Consider the following 16,106-nt stretch of genomic DNA (forward strand, 5'->3'; position numbering starts at 1 on the left):
CCTTATATCTAACTAATTTCTCAATTATATGTATACGCAACGTGTTATGATCTAACTGCAAACTTGATATCCATTATACTACTTTGCCATGTGCTTTTCATATGTTTCGTTTTAAAATTTTTAGTAAAAAAAGAGGTTTAGACAAATATGAAATTGTCTTAACCTCATTTAGCATTATGCATTGAATATCCATGTTGAACAAGTGAAATCAAGTACATTCATCAAATTCAACTTAGTCTTAGCAAATTATAAATTACTATAAAGTGTAGCGATATGAGTGTTTAAATCGTTAATATGAATATCTTCGCTTTCACCAGTTTGACGTACTTTAACTTCAACGATACCCTCACTAGCATTTTTACCAACTACAATTCTTATTGGAAGACCGATTAAATCTGCATCATTAAATTTAACGCCAGCTCGATCTTTACGATCATCATAAAGTACATCATATTGTTGTTGTAATTCTTTATACAATTGATCACCTAATTCTAGTTGTTCATCCTTTTTAGGATTAATAGTAATTAGATGTAAATCAAATGGTGTAACTGATTTAGGCCAAATAATACCATTTTCATCATTATTTTGTTCAACAATGGCACTTAGCGTTCTTGAAACGCCTATTCCATAGCACCCCATGATTAATGGCTTAGCTTTACCTTGGTTATCTAAGAATGTTGCGTTCATTGCTTCTGAGTATTTAGTTCCTAACTTAAATACTTGACCTACTTCAATACCTTCAGCAAATTTCGCTTCGCCAGAGCCATCGCTTAATGGTTCTCCTTCTAAGATAAAACGGAAATCTCCAAACTCATCAACCTTGAAATCTCGGTCTAAATTAGCGTTAATATAGTGGAATCCATTCTCATTAGCACCAACGACTAAATTATTTAAATCTTTGACATAATTATCTGCAAAAATTCTAATATCTTTATCATGAACTGGTCCCAGTGACCCAGGATTAGCACCTAATAAATTAACAATCTCATCTTGAGTGGCCATTTCAACGTTATCTGTTTCAAAGAATGCTTTTACTTTGATATCATTTAATTCATGATGACCACGTATTAAGAACATAATGAATTCTCCATCAATTTTAACAATCATTGATTTAACAATTTCATCAACCGGACGGTTTAAAAAATCAGCTAATTCTTGAGCAGTTTTAACATTAGGTGTTTCAATCTTTTCTAGTTCTGCTTCTTCTGAATGCTTTTCATTTGGATGATAAACGACTTCCGCTTTTTCAATATTAGCTGCATAATCACTTTGCTTACTATAAACGATAGTATCTTCACCAATTTCACTTAAGGCCATGAATTCGTGTGTATGGTTACCTCCAATTGCGCCTGAGTCTGCAACCACTGGTCGAGCATTGATGCCAACACGTTTGAATATACGATCGTAAGCATTGTACATATCTTGATATGTTTCATCTAACGATGCTTCATCAGCATGGAATGAATACGCATCTTTCATAATAAATTCTCTACCTCTTAACAAACCAAAGCGTGGACGTTTCTCATCTCGAAATTTAGATTGTATTTGGAATAACGTTAAAGGCAATTGTTTATATGATTTAAGTTCATCTCTAACGATAGAAGTCACTACTTCCTCATGTGTAGGACCTAAAGCAAATTCACGTCCATTACGATCTCTTAAGCGCATTAACTCTGGACCGTATGCACCCCAACGACCTGATTCTTCCCAAAGTTCTGCTTGTTGAAGTGCAGGCATTAAAATTTCAACGGCATCAATGCTTTCCATTTCTTCACGGATGATTTTAGAAATATTATTTAACACACGAGAGGCTAATGGTAAATAGCTATAAATACCACTTGTACTTTGTTTGATTAATCCTGCTTTTAATAATAATTGGTGACTCAATGCTTCTGCTTCAGCAGGGACATCTCTCCTAGTTGGTATGAAAACTTTCGATTGTTTCATCACTTAATCCTCCTTATTCTACAAGAAATAACGTTGTATATCGTTCCAAGTTACTAGAACCATTATAATTAAGACAAAAATAGCACCAGCAGCTATTATAATTGTTTCTGCTTTTTTATTAACTGGTCTTCTGAAAATTGCTTCATAGATAACAAATAAAATTCGACCACCATCAAGTGCTGGAATTGGTAATAAGTTCATTATACCTAAGTTAACACTTAATAGTGCAGTGTAGTATGTTAATGCAATGATACCTTGTTTAACTACAGAGTCAACATTATGATAAATACCCACTGGACCATTTAACATATCAAATGAGAATTGACCTGTGAATATACTTGCAATCATTGTTCCTACAGCTTTAAAGATTAATGTACTGGCACTAACAAACTGATCAAATCCTAGCGCAATTGGTTTTATTAAAGTATGTTCTTTCTGAGGTTGGAAACCTAAAATGTACGTCGTCTCAGAATTTAATTTAGTTTGCTTAATAACTTGCTTTTTAGGAGTTATATCCACTGTCTTTGTTTGATTATCTCTTTCGAATTTTATCGTTGTTTTATTATCTTTAATTTTATTTGCTGCAGACTGAATGTCATCAAAACTCTTAGTTTTATATTGACCTACTTGAACGATTTTATCTCCAGATTTTAATCCTGCTTGTTGCGCTGGATAGTTATCAGCTAATTGCCCCACTGAGGTAGTAGGTGTTCCTTGGAAATAAGCTAATGTGATAAATAATATTAAGGCTAATATAAAGTTAAATAATGGTCCTGCAAATAACGTTAAAAATTTGGGTAAAGGTTTCTTATGTGCAAATTGTCGATGTCGTGGAGCAATTTGAATTAAACTACCATTCTCAACAAAATATGCTTTTTCAGCAATATTAAAATGATGTCGCTCATTATCATATGAAGTAATACCTTCAATGTATAAATCATCCTTGAAGTCACATTGTTTAACTTCAATTGCTTCTATCTTTTGAAATTTATGCTGATCATCTAAAATTATATGCGTAATCTCTTCTTTATCATTAAGTTTTACTTTAACATTCATACCTGGTTCAACTGGTGGTTCTTCTAAACCGTCTCCAGCCATTCTTACATAACCACCTACAGGTAATAAACGGATGGTATACAAAGTTTCGTTCTTACGGAAACTAAATATTTTTGGTCCCATACCTATCGCGAATTCAGGACACATTATTCCAGCACGCTTAGCAAAGAACATGTGACCATATTCATGTACCGTAACAAGTACACCAAACACGATCATAAATGAGACAATAGTGATTAAATAGCTCACATGATACACCTCAATTAAATTAAATTTCTACTTTTTTCATTAGAACGATGTAGATTATCTATGATTTGGTTAAATTATTCAAGAATTTTACTTTTAATAAAAGGAGTTAAGAATTACATCATCTACTATGTCTAGTCAAATGTGCACTCAATAACTCCTCAATTATAGCACTATACATTTTTCATATATAAATAAAACATTAAAATCGCACTACATTTGTATTAATAAAATGTTGAGTAATGGTAAAACAAACATGAAACTATCAAATCTGTCTAATATACCACCGTGACCCGGTAAAATTCTACCAGAATCTTTAACACCAAAATGACGTTTAAATCCTGATTCAACTAAATCACCAAGTTGACCAAAGATACTCAAGATGATAGTTACTAATAATAGTAACCAAATATTTAAGTTGAAATCAACAAAGAACAACATAACAATTGGCACAATTAAACTACAAATTAATCCGCCAATAAAACCTTCAATAGTTTTGTTAGGACTAATTACTGGCCATAATTTATGTTTACCCATTAGTCGACCGAAAATATAAGCACCTGTATCTGTTAACCACACCACTAAGAATGCATAAAGTATGTAATGTAAGCCATCTGAACGTGTTGCATAGAAATACATAAATCCAATACCGACATATGCAACTGACATAAGACAGAAAGCAGCATCCATAAAACTAAATCTGTTTTTTGACAGTACAGTGTAACTTAGTAAAATAAAACTCATTGCGATTAAACTTTTTAACTGAATGTCACTAACCCAGTCACCTGCTGATTGAGGTAACATAATAATAATTAATGCTAAAGCACTAAAAATACCAGGGACTGAAATTAATTTAATCATATTCATATTTAAAAGTTCTTTTAATGCAATTAAAGCTAGTAAGTACGCAAACAACATTAACGTTGTACCACCCATCAATAGAATGGGTAGAAAAATTAACAATGCTATAATTGCGGTTAAAGTTCTAACTTTCATACACTACTCCTTACTTAACCCTCCAAAGCGTCTTTGGCGAGATTGATATATTTTTAAGCAATTTTTAAATTCTTCACCGTCAAAGTCTGGCCATAATTTCTCATTAAATATAAATTCACTATAAGAAGACTGCCAAATAAGGAAATTACTAATACGTTGTTCACCAGAAGTGCGAATTAATAACTCAGGATCTGGGTATGAATGCGTCATTAAATGGTTGTTAATCATTGATTCATCAATATCTTTACTGTCTTGACCATTGCGTTGAAGTTCATCATAAATTGATTTCATACTTTGAACAATTTCAGCTCGTCCACCATAATTGATGGCAAATATTAATTTCAGACCTGTATTATTTTTTGTTTTTTCTTTTGCATGTTGTATTGCTTCAATCGTCGATTTAGGAACTGCATCTAAAAATCCAATCGTTTCTATTTGAACATTTTTTTCAATGAGTTCGGGTAAAAATGTTTTTAAAAAATTAACAGGCAAATTCATGATATAATTAACTTCATTTTCAGGTCTAGACCAATTTTCAGTTGAAAAAGCGTATAGTGTTAAGTATTTAATGCCCAAATCACTTGCTTCTCGCGTTACAGTTTTGATGGTTTGCATACCTTCGTAATGTCCTTTAATTCTAGGCATTTTACGCTTTTTGGCCCAACGTCCATTTCCGTCCATGATAATCGCTACATGTTCAGGTAAATTATGTAAATCTAAATCATCGTTATGACTGATTTTAGTCTTATTTCTTTTTATTAGCTTTTTAAACATGGTCTTTCCTCCGAGCCTGATCATCTCTATTATATTATATTAGTTATTTAAGAAATCATCTATCATTTTATCATACTCGATAATGGCATTGAATAAGCAAATGAAAAAACTGTACCAAAGTCTGAATTGGCACAGTTTAGACTAAAATAATTTATAGTAATGTAGAAAGTATATTTATAATAATACTTACACATTATTAAATGAATTAATTTATTGTCGAACTAATTAAACAGACATAATGTCTTTTTCTTTGTCCTCTACTAATTGATCAATTTCTTTAATAGAATTATCTGTAGCTTTTTGAACATCTTCTGTTTGACTTCTTAAATCATCTTCAGTAATGTCCCCATTTTTTTCATCTTTTTTCAATTGATCATTAATATCACGACGGATGTTACGGATAGATACTTTCGCATCTTCACCAATTTTCTTAACGTTTTTCACTAATTCTTTACGACGTTCTTCTGTTAAAGCTGGGACAGTGATACGAATAACTTCACCATCACTTGTAGGATTTACACCTAAATTTGCTGCATAAATTGCTTTTTCAATATCGGCTACTGAAGATTTATCATAAGGAGAAATAACTAATAAACGTGCTTCAGGCACATTGATGCTCGCTAATTGTTGAACTGGTGTTGGCGCACCATAATAGTCAACAGTTACGCCACTTAATAAATTTGAATTTGCTCTTCCAGCACTAATATTTGCTAATTCTCTTGATAAATTATCGATAGATTTGCTCATTCTAGCTTTAGTGTCTTGAATTATGTCACTCATATTGTTTACACCTCTAATTATTTTGTTATTAACGTACCTATTTTTTCACCCATAACTGCACGTTTAATATTGCCTTCTTCCATGATTGAAAATACATTTAAAGGAATATTATTATCCATACAGAATGATGATGCAGTTGAGTCCATTACTTGTAACCCTTCTTGTAACATTTGAATGTGCGTCAAGTGTTCATATTTAACTGCATTCTTATCTACTTTAGGGTCTGCTGAATATACTCCATCAACATTATTTTTACCCATTAAAATAACATCGGCTTCGACTTCTGCTGCACGTAACGCTGCAGTTGTATCTGTAGAGAAGTATGGATTACCGATTCCTGCTGCAAAAATAACAACACGTTTCTTCTCTAAATGTCTAATAGCTCTTCGACGGATATATGGTTCAGCAACTTGTTTCATTTCAATTGATGTCAACACACGTGTGTCACATTCTAATTGTTCTAAGCTATCTTGCAGTGCAAGAGCATTCATAACTGTAGCAAGCATACCCATGTAGTCCGCTGTACCACGGTCCATACCTAAATCACTACCTGTTTTACCTCTCCAAATATTGCCACCACCAACGATAACTGCGATTTCGCAATCCATCTTAGCAACTTCAGCTACTTGCTGTGCCACGCTTTTAATAATAATTGGATTAATACCAAAACCTTTGTCTCCTGCGAGTGCTTCACCACTAAGTTTTAATACTACACGTTTATATTTAGAAGTTTGCGCCATTGTTTTTTCCTCTCTATTGTAAAAATATGTAATATATACAAGTAAAGAAGACACTGACGCGCCTTCTAGCATAAAGTATCACTTTATAATAGAAAACCTCAAAGGTGTCTTCTTTCTTGTAAATCTTGTCGACAGATTATTTCATTTGACCTTTAACTTCATCTGCGAAGTTTTCTTCACGTTTTTCCATACCTTCGCCTACTTCATAGCGAACGAAGTCAACAAGTTTACCACCTTTAGATTTTAAGAAAGCTTCAACTGTTTGATCTGGATCTTTAACGAAGTTTTGATCAACTGCACAAATTTCTTGAAGATATTTACGTAAACGACCTTCAACCATTTTTTCAACGATGTTTTCAGGTTTACCTTCATTTAATGCTTGTTGTTTTAATACTTCTCTTTCGTGATTGATTTCTTCTTCTTTAACTTGTTCTGAAGAAACATATTTTGGATTGATAGCTGCGATGTGCATAGCAACATCTTTAGCAGCTTCTTCATCAGTAGAACCTTCAACTACAGTTAACACACCGATACGTCCACCCATGTGTAAGTATGCACCAAATGCATCGTTATCAGATTTTGTTCTGATTTCGAAACGACGGATACTTAATTTTTCACCGATTGTTGAGATTGCTTCTTTCATTCTTTCATCAACTGTTTTACCACTTGATAATTTAGTTTCTAATAAAGCATCTACTGTTTCAGCTTTGCTATCAAGAACTTGATTAGCAATTTCTTTAACTAATTCTTGGAAGCCTTCATTACGAGCTACGAAGTCAGTTTCAGAGTTGATTTCAACGATAGCAGCTTCATTTCCTTTAACTTCAACATGTACTAAACCTTCAGCTGCGATACGGTCTGCTTTTTTAGCTGCTTTAGCGATACCTTTTTCACGTAAGTAATCAATCGCTTTATCGATGTCACCATCAGTTTCTGTTAGCGCTTTTTTACAATCCATCATACCAGCGCCAGTTCTTTCACGTAATTCTTTAACAAGTTTTGCTGAAATTGCCATTAATTATTCCTCCAATATTTCTAATTGTAATAATAGATGATACCTAAATATTACCATTAAAGTCACTATAATTTCCAATACTCTAGTAAACTTTAATTATTATTTTTTATTATTTGAAAAAAGGGCGATAAGCATTACATCTTATCACCCATTTAAACTATATCTTAGTTTGATTCAACAGTAGTATTTTCTTCAGTTGATTCTGCTTCTTGAGATTCTTCTTTTTCATCTAAATTGATGTTTTGCTCTGCAGCTACTTCATCGTTAGAAACACCTTGTTGACCTTCTAAGACAGCGTCAGCCATTTTACCAGTTAATAATTTAACGGCACGAATAGCATCGTCGTTCGCTGGGATAACGTAATCAATTTCATCTGGATCACAGTTAGTGTCAACAATACCAACGATTGGAATATTTAATTTACGTGCTTCAGCAATCGCGTTACGCTCTTTACGAGGGTCAACTACGAATAATGCTTGAGGCATAGATTTCATATCACGAATACCGCCTAAGAATTTGATTAAACGGTCGTATTCTTTTTTAAGTTCAACAACTTCTTTTTTAGGTAAAACGTCAAATAAACCGTCTTCTTCCATTTTTTCGATTTCAGAAATACGTTTGATACGTTTAGAAATTGTTTTGTAGTTAGTTAAAATTCCGCCTAACCATCTTTGGTTAACGTAGAATTGTCCAGCACGTTCTGCTTCAGCTTTAACTGACTCTTGTGCTTGTTTTTTTGTACCTACGAATAAGACTCTACCGCCATCTTCAGATACTTGTTTGATGAAGTTATAAGCTTCTTCAACTTTTTTCACTGTTTTTTGTAAGTCAATAATATAGATACCATTTCTCTCAGTGAAGATATATTTTTTCATTTTTGGGTTCCAACGGCGTGTTTGGTGACCGAAGTGAACTCCGGCTTCTAGTAATTGTTTCATTGAAATTACTGCCATTTTAAATTCCTCCTAGTGGTTATTTACCTCCATAATAAACTCATATAAAGACAATTAATTTAATTGCACCCTTTAAATGTACGTTTATCATGTGTGTATTGGCTTTTATAGCCGAAAACAATAATATCATATTTCTATATAATACGCAATGTTAATTTCATTAAAGAAATAATGCAATACACATTTTTCATAATAAAAACTGTTACAAATAATATTACATACTTGCAACAGTTGAATGTTGGTTATTGCATTATCGATTTAAATCATAATTATTTATTTCGTTCTAATTCATCAAGGAATTTTTCTTTTTTAACTTTTATAAAGGTACCCTTCATCCCTAAGGATCGTGATTCGATTACACCAGCACTTTCAAGTTTACGTAACGCGTTCACGATTACTGAGCGAGTGATACCTACTCTATCTGCTACTTTTGAAGCTATCAATAGGCCTTCATTACCACCTAATTCTTCAAAAATATGCTCAATTGCTTCTTTTTCAGAATAAGATAATGAATTAATTGCCATAGTGATTGCCGCTTTATCACGTGCCTCTTTCTCTACTTCATTATGTTTCTCACGAAGTATTTCCATTCCAATAACAGTTGCAGCATATTCGCCTAATACTAAATCATTTTCGTTAAAGTCATCTTTAACACGACCAAGTACTAATGTTCCTAATCTTTCGCCACCACCAAGTATTGGAAATACAGTTGTACGACTGCTACTAAATACTTCTTTATCTTCAGGTGGGAATACAGTTAATTCATTATCAATATCAATATTAGATTCAGTTTGTTTAACATCCATTAATAGTTTTGTATATTCACTAGGAATGTGTTTACTTTCTAACATTTCGTTAATTCTTTGACTTTTTAAAAGTTCATTTAAACTTGAACCTAGAATCTTACCTCTACGTGAAACAATAAATACGTTCGTTACTGTAACGCTACTAATTGTTTGAGCAACGTCTTTAAAGTCGACCGCAATACCTTTATGTTTTTGTAATAGTGTATTTAATTCTCTAGTTTTAGATAATAAGCTCATAAAATTTCTCCTTTATTTATATTATAAAATAAATGCACTTAAATCTTTATTTGTTGAAATAGATTTCAACTTATCATCAACATATTGTGGTGTTATATCTACTACAGCATTTGGCATGCTAGGGGCTTCGAAAGATAAATCCTCAAGCATTTTCTCTAAGATTGTGTGTAAACGACGTGCACCAATATTATCAGTGTCTTGGTTAACTTGATATGCCATTTCAGCTAATCTTGTAATCGCTTCCTTAGTAAAGTTCACAGTGACCTCTTCTGTTTGAAGCAATGCCTCATATTGTTTGATGAGTGATAGCTTAGGTTCAGTCAATATTCTGTAAAAATCGTCAACAGTTAAACTTTCTAATTCTACTCTAATTGGGAAGCGTCCTTGTAATTCAGGTATTAAATCACTTGGTTTCGATACGTGAAACGCGCCTGCACCGATAAACAGCATATGTTCAGTATTTACAGTACCATACTTAGTTTGAATCATGCTACCTTCTAAAATTGGTAAGATATCTCGTTGTACACCTTGTCTTGAAACATCTTGACCACTATTCGCGTTATTCGTTGCTACTTTATCGATCTCATCGATGAAGATAATACCCATTTGTTCTGCTAACTCAAGCGCTTCTTGATTTGCAGTTTCTTGATCAATTAATTCATCGGCAAAATCATCAGCCAAAATCTTACGAGCTGTTTTAACTGGCACCTCACGCTCAACCTTACGTTTAGGCATGAGTTGATTCATCATGTCTTGCATTTGTTGGTTTTGATTTGTACCGAGCATGCCTAGCGCACCTGGATCTTGTTCTACCTTAATTCTAACTTTCTCTTCTTCAAGTTTACCATCTAATAATTGTTTTTTGATTTCTGAACGCTTAGTTTTAATCTCTTCCGTAGGTGTTTCCTCTTCTTCATCATCATTGTTACCAAAGTTTGGAATTGCACCACCAAGTAATGACTCTAAAGGATTACTATTATTTGACGCTTTTTTCTTCATACTAGGTACTAGTAATTTAACTAACTTTTCATTAGCTTTATTAACTGCTTCGTCTTTAACCAAATCTTTCTTTTGATCTTTAACAAGTCTTACAGCTACATCGACTAAATCACGAACCATACTCTCAACATCGCGTCCAACGTATCCTACTTCAGTAAACTTAGTAGCTTCCACCTTAATAAATGGCGCTCCTACAACTTTAGCCATACGTCTTGCTATTTCAGTTTTACCAACACCAGTTGGACCGATCATCAAAATATTCTTAGGTGCGATTTCTTGTTTGGTTTCTTCATCAAGCAAACTTCTTCTATAGCGATTTCTTAGAGCAATGGCAACTTTTCGTTTAGCATCATCTTGCCCAACTATATATTCATCTAATTTAGATACGATATCTTTAGGTGTTAATTTTATACCGTTTGCATCCATATATTTTACCTCCAACCTAATTTACATCCATTTATATTCATTTCCATATTTTTAAAAGTTAAAGTGTTTCCACTATAATATTATCATTTGTGAACACACAAATGTCAGATGCAACCTTTAAACTTTCGTAAGCCATTTCTTTAGCAGATAATTGGCTTGCATGACGTTTCAATGCTCTTCCAGCACTTAAAGCATAGTTGCCTCCTGAGCCAATCGCAATTAAATCATCATCAGGTGCAATGACTTCTCCAGTTCCGCTAACCACTAATATTGCATCTTTATCCATTACAATTAACATAGCTTCCAATTGACGTAATTGTTTATCACCACGCCACTCTTGAGCTAGTTCAACAGCTGCACGTTCTAAATTACCACTAAATTGTTGTAATTTTGTTTCAAACTTCTCAAACAAAGTGAAGGCATCAGCTACACTACCAGCAAATCCAGCTAACACTTTTCCTTCATATAATCTGCGGACCTTGCGCGCTGTTTGCTTCATAATAACTTGCTCACCTAGTGTAACTTGTCCATCACCAGCCATCGCTGCTTCACCGTTGTGTCTAACGGCATAAATAGTTGTTGCATGTAATGATGTTTTACTCATTTATTTACTCTCCTTTTTCGCTCGAGGATGTGCATTTAAATACACTTTACGTAATTGTTGGTTAGAAACATGTGTATATCTTCCAGTTGTCGAAAGATTAACATGTCCTAACAAAGATTGTACCGTTCTTAAATCCGCACCTTGATTAAGTAAATGTGTTGCAAACGTATGTCTTAATTTGTGGGGGTGAATTTCCGTAACCCCTGCTGTACGTTTAACAACATCATTTAAAACATACCTAACGCCTCTCTCTGTTATAGGGGCGCCATTCATGTTAACTAATAAAAATGAATGTTTGGTATGTTGTATAGGCTTAAATTCGCTTAAGTATTGTTCAATGCTTTGACGACAAAATTCTCCAAACGGAACAAACCGTTCCTTATTTCCCTTTCCTAGTACTTTCACACCAGGTAAAGACATATCAATATCTTTAAGTTGGATATTTACTAACTCAGAAACACGTATACCCGTTGCATATAATAATTCTAGAATAACGCGATCCCGTAATCCTTTTTTTGTATCTTTTGCTACAGTTTCGAATAATGCTTCCATCTCTTCTTCATAAAAAAACTGTGGCAAGTAGTTCTCCTTCTTAGGATGGACGAGTTGTACAAAAGGATTTATGATTGTCTCGTCTTGTGTCATCCAAAACTCATAGAAAGTTCTTAAAGTTGAAATCTTCCTTGATACAGTAGTACGTTTCAAATTCTGTGAATATAAATAGCTTAAATAATTTCTAGCATCTTTATATTCAAATGTTCTTAGATTTAGTAATTCTTGTTCTAAAAAATGATTAAATTGTACTAAATCATCATGATATGATTTTAATGTATGGGCGGAGAAATTTCTCTCAACTTTGAGCATATTTAAGAATGTAACTTGGATTTCTTCCACTTAAAAATCCCCTCCATCATATGCATTGTAGCATATAACATGAAGGGGACTAAAATAATTAGCTATAGAATTCAAAATCTTTTGAGAATTACTTAAAAGATTGAAATAACTTGAACGTGCAACTAAAACAATGAATTCGAAATAAATTCTATTCTAGTTCAATCACTATAATTATAGTGTTTTCTTATAATTCTCTAAATATTCGAGCGCTCTGTTAGCTTGTGCTTCGTAACGCTCTTTTTTATCTTTAATCCGTTTTTCAAGTGAAGGTAATAAACCAAAGTTAGCATTCATAGGTTGGAAGTTCTTTTCATTTTTAGCATGGGATATGTAATAAGCCATACTTCCTATCATTGTCTCTCTAGGGAAAATAACTTCACCTTTATCAAATAATTTATGAGCTAGGTTAATCCCAGCAACAAGTCCACTTGCTGCGCTTTCAACATATCCTTCAACACCAGTCATTTGACCTGCGAATTGAATTCTATCTTCTTTAATCAACTCATATTTCTCATTTAATACATCTGGAGAATTTATAAATGTATTTCTATGCATCACACCATACCGTACGATATCAACATTTTCTAAACCAGGGATAAGTTGAATTACTTCTTTTTGTGCGCCCCATTTTAAATGAGTTTGGAAACCAACAATATTATATAGCGTTCCAGCTGCATCATCTTGTCGTAATTGAACGACAGCGAATGGACGTTTACCTGTTTTTGGATCTTCAAGACCAACAGGTTTCATAGGACCAAATAATAGTGTTTTGCGTCCACGTTCAGCCATTACTTCAAAAGGCATGCATCCTTCGAAATATTTTTCTTTTTCAAATTCATTTGTTGGTGCAACTTCTGCTTCAAGTACTGCATCATAAAAGCGATTAAATTCTTCTTCTGTCATAGGACAATTAAGATAGGCTGCTTCACCTTTATCATAACGTGATTTTAGATACACTTTATCCATATCAATCGATTCTTTTTCAATAATTGGAGCAGCTGCATCATAAAAATAAAGTTGATCCTTACCTGTAATATCTACGATTTCTTTAGCTAAATTTTCTGTAGTTAATGGACCAGTAGCAATAATTGTATATCCTTCAGGGATACTATTAATTTCTTCATTAATAACAGTAACATTAGGATGATTTCTTAAAGTTTCAGTAATATAACCAGAAAAATCATGTCGATCAACTGCTAATGCACCACCAGCAGGAACTCTTGCTTTGTCAGCAGCAGAGATAATTAATGAGTCTAATCTTCTCATTTCTTCTTTTAATACACCCACACCATTCGTTAATGCATTGCCTCGTAGTGAGTTAGAACATACTAATTCTGCAAATTTATCAGTATGGTGTGCTGGCGTTTGCTTAACTGGGCGCATTTCAATCAAATTCACTTTGATACCTCGTTGAGCTAATTGATAAGCGGCTTCTGAACCAGCTAGTCCAGCGCCAACTATATTTACAGTTTGACTCATGGTTTTCCTCCTTAATTTATTATCTATTTTTGAACTTCTTCTTTATAGTCACAGTTTGAGCAAATAACTTGTGAACTGCGTCCTTTCTTATGTTCCATTAAATAATGATTACATTTAGGACAATCACGACCAACAGGTTTGTCCCAAGAAATAAAGTCACATTCAGGATAGTTTGAACAACCATAGAAAAGTCTATTTTTCTTAGATTTTCTTTCAACGACATCTCCATCTTTGCATTTAGGGCAAGTTACGCCAATAGTTTTCACGATTGCTTTCGTATTTCTACAGTCTGGGAAATTTGAGCACGCCATAAACTTACCATATCGTCCCATTTTAATAACCATAGGAGAGCCACAAACTTCACAATCTTCGCCAGCAGGTTCATCTTTAATTTCAACTTTTTCCATTTCTTCCTCAGCACGTTCAACGTCTAATTTGAAACTTCCGTAAAAGTTATCAATTACTTTTCTCCAGCCGATATCTCCTTCAGCAATTTTATCCAATAGCGTTTCCATATTAACAGTAAACTCTACATCAATTATTTCAGGGAAATAGTCTTTTACTTGTTCATATACAATTTCACCTAATTCAGTAGGTACAAATCGTTTACTTTCAAGTTTTACATAATTACGTTTTTGTATTGTGTCAATCGTAGGTGCATAGGTAGAAGGTCTACCAATTTTTAATTCCTCTAACGTTTTAACCAAACGTGCTTCTGTATAACGTGGAGGTGGCTGAGTGAAGTGTTGCGCTGGTTCAATTTGAGTTGCAGTCACTTCATCACCTTTACTCAAGTTAGGTAATTTATTTTCTTTTTCATTATCTTTATCATCTTTGGCTTCTACATAAAGCGTCATGAAACCTTTGAATTTGATTGTTTGACCATTAGCTCGGAATTTAATGTTGTTTTGGGTAACATCTAAAGCAACAGTGTCTAAAATTGCTGGTGCCATTTGACTTGCTACAAATCTTTCCCATATTAATTTATACAAACGATGCTGATCTCTAGTTAAGTATGCTTTCATTTCATCAGGTGTACGTAAAGTACTTGTTGGTCGAATTGCTTCATGGGCATCTTGGTCACCCTGTTTACCCTTAGCAGTTCTATTAGAAAGATAATCTTTACCATACTTATCTTCAATATATTGTTTCGCTTCGTCTTTAGCGGTTTGTGATATACGTGTAGAGTCAGTTCTCATGTATGTGATTAATCCAACTGTACCTTGTCGTTTTAGATCAATACCTTCATATAATTGTTGCGCGAGCATCATAGTTTTACGCGCTTTGAAATTTAATTTACGAGCTGCCTCTTGTTGTAATGTTGAAGTGGTAAATGGATTAGCAGGATTTCTAGTTTTTTCTTTTTTATTAACATTTGTAATTTCAAATTTGTCTCCATCTAATTCAGCTGTAACTTTTTCAACATCTTTTTTTGTTTTTAATTTAAATGGTTTATTTTTATAATGAAGAAACTTAGCAGTAAATTTAGATTTCTTATATCTAAACTCACCTTCTATAGACCAATACTCTTCAGGCTTAAAGTTACGAATCTCATTCTCTCTATCTATTACTAATCTTAAAGCTACAGATTGAACTCGCCCTGCAGACAGCCCCTTTTTCACTTTCTTCCATAATACTGGTGAAATATTATATCCAACTAATCTATCTAATATACGGCGTGCTTGTTGTGCATCGACTAAATCCATTTCAATGCCACGTGGGTGTTTAAAACTTTCTTTTACCGCATCTTTTGTAATTTCATTAAATACTACTCTGTTTTCTTTTGAATCATCAAGTTCTAAAATTTTTGATAAATGCCAAGCAATCGCTTCACCTTCACGGTCAGGGTCACTCGCAAGAAAGACATTTTTTGCTTTCTTAGCATATTTCTTTAAGTCTTTAACAACTGGACCTTTACCGCGTATCGTAATATATTTCGGTTCATAATTATCTTCTACATCGACACCCATTTGACTTCTTGGTAAATCTCTAACATGTCCCATAGAAGCTATAACTTTATATTTTTTACCTAAATATTTTTCAATGGTTTTCGCTTTTGCAGGCGACTCAACTATGACTAAATTATCTGCCAAAGTGAATTCCCCCTTGCTATTTCAATTACTAAAGATAAATGATAAACGGTCAATTTTGTTT

General features: G+C 33.3%; 14 protein-coding genes. All 14 read right to left on the reverse strand.

Translation table 11 applies throughout. The annotated features are described in order from the left end of the window. Nucleotides 1–246 precede the first annotated feature (246 nt). Nucleotides 247–1,947, reverse strand: coding sequence for a proline--tRNA ligase (locus HMPREF2737_RS01625; protein WP_037551635.1), 1,701 nt, complete (start codon nt 1,945–1,947; stop codon nt 247–249). An 18-nt stretch (nt 1,948–1,965) separates the two neighbouring features. Further along, nucleotides 1,966–3,252: an RIP metalloprotease RseP gene (gene rseP / locus HMPREF2737_RS01630; protein WP_037551637.1), complete on the reverse strand. Its 1,287-nt coding sequence runs from the start codon at nt 3,250–3,252 to the stop codon at nt 1,966–1,968. Between the two features lie 210 nt (nt 3,253–3,462). Continuing rightward, nucleotides 3,463–4,245 (reverse strand): phosphatidate cytidylyltransferase, encoded by a 783-nt coding sequence (locus HMPREF2737_RS01635; protein WP_037537321.1) that lies wholly within the window; start codon nt 4,243–4,245, stop codon nt 3,463–3,465. Nucleotides 4,246–4,248: 3 nt separating this feature from the next. Continuing rightward, nucleotides 4,249–5,019 (reverse strand): isoprenyl transferase, encoded by a 771-nt coding sequence (locus HMPREF2737_RS01640; protein ID WP_037551640.1) that lies wholly within the window; start codon nt 5,017–5,019, stop codon nt 4,249–4,251. A 225-nt stretch (nt 5,020–5,244) separates the two neighbouring features. Then, a complete protein-coding gene (gene frr / locus HMPREF2737_RS01645) occupies nt 5,245–5,799 on the reverse strand; it encodes a ribosome recycling factor (RefSeq protein ID WP_011275941.1) in 555 nt (184 codons plus the stop codon). A gap of 17 nt (nt 5,800–5,816) precedes the next feature. After that, nucleotides 5,817–6,539 carry a UMP kinase gene (gene pyrH / locus HMPREF2737_RS01650; protein WP_011275942.1) on the reverse strand — a complete coding sequence of 241 codons (723 nt, stop codon included), beginning with the start codon at nt 6,537–6,539 and terminating at the stop codon, nt 5,817–5,819. A 136-nt stretch (nt 6,540–6,675) separates the two neighbouring features. Next, the gene (gene tsf, locus HMPREF2737_RS01655) at nt 6,676–7,554 is read right to left on the reverse strand and encodes a translation elongation factor Ts (RefSeq protein WP_011275943.1); all 879 of its coding nucleotides are present in this window, start codon (nt 7,552–7,554) and stop codon (nt 6,676–6,678) included. 164 nt (nt 7,555–7,718) lie between these two features. Next, nucleotides 7,719–8,507 carry a 30S ribosomal protein S2 gene (rpsB, locus tag HMPREF2737_RS01660; RefSeq protein WP_011275944.1) on the reverse strand — a complete coding sequence of 263 codons (789 nt, stop codon included), beginning with the start codon at nt 8,505–8,507 and terminating at the stop codon, nt 7,719–7,721. A gap of 269 nt (nt 8,508–8,776) precedes the next feature. Next, nucleotides 8,777–9,550 (reverse strand): GTP-sensing pleiotropic transcriptional regulator CodY, encoded by a 774-nt coding sequence (gene codY, locus HMPREF2737_RS01665; RefSeq protein WP_037551646.1) that lies wholly within the window; start codon nt 9,548–9,550, stop codon nt 8,777–8,779. Between the two features lie 21 nt (nt 9,551–9,571). Beyond that, nucleotides 9,572–10,975, reverse strand: coding sequence for an ATP-dependent protease ATPase subunit HslU (hslU, locus tag HMPREF2737_RS01670; RefSeq protein WP_037537323.1), 1,404 nt, complete (start codon nt 10,973–10,975; stop codon nt 9,572–9,574). Nucleotides 10,976–11,033: 58 nt separating this feature from the next. Continuing rightward, nucleotides 11,034–11,579, reverse strand: a complete 546-nt coding sequence (gene hslV / locus HMPREF2737_RS01675; protein ID WP_011275947.1) for an ATP-dependent protease subunit HslV — start codon at nt 11,577–11,579, stop codon at nt 11,034–11,036. Next, nucleotides 11,580–12,443: a tyrosine recombinase XerC gene (gene xerC / locus HMPREF2737_RS01680; RefSeq protein ID WP_276311470.1), complete on the reverse strand. Its 864-nt coding sequence runs from the start codon at nt 12,441–12,443 to the stop codon at nt 11,580–11,582. Between the two features lie 201 nt (nt 12,444–12,644). Next, nucleotides 12,645–13,952: an FADH(2)-oxidizing methylenetetrahydrofolate--tRNA-(uracil(54)-C(5))-methyltransferase TrmFO gene (gene trmFO / locus HMPREF2737_RS01685; RefSeq protein WP_037551648.1), complete on the reverse strand. Its 1,308-nt coding sequence runs from the start codon at nt 13,950–13,952 to the stop codon at nt 12,645–12,647. A 23-nt stretch (nt 13,953–13,975) separates the two neighbouring features. Further along, nucleotides 13,976–16,045: a type I DNA topoisomerase gene (gene topA / locus HMPREF2737_RS01690; protein WP_037537327.1), complete on the reverse strand. Its 2,070-nt coding sequence runs from the start codon at nt 16,043–16,045 to the stop codon at nt 13,976–13,978. Nucleotides 16,046–16,106 lie beyond the last annotated feature (61 nt).

Source organism: Staphylococcus sp. HMSC069D12, assembly GCF_001810405.1.
Classification (GTDB): Bacteria; Bacillota; Bacilli; order Staphylococcales; family Staphylococcaceae; genus Staphylococcus; species Staphylococcus haemolyticus.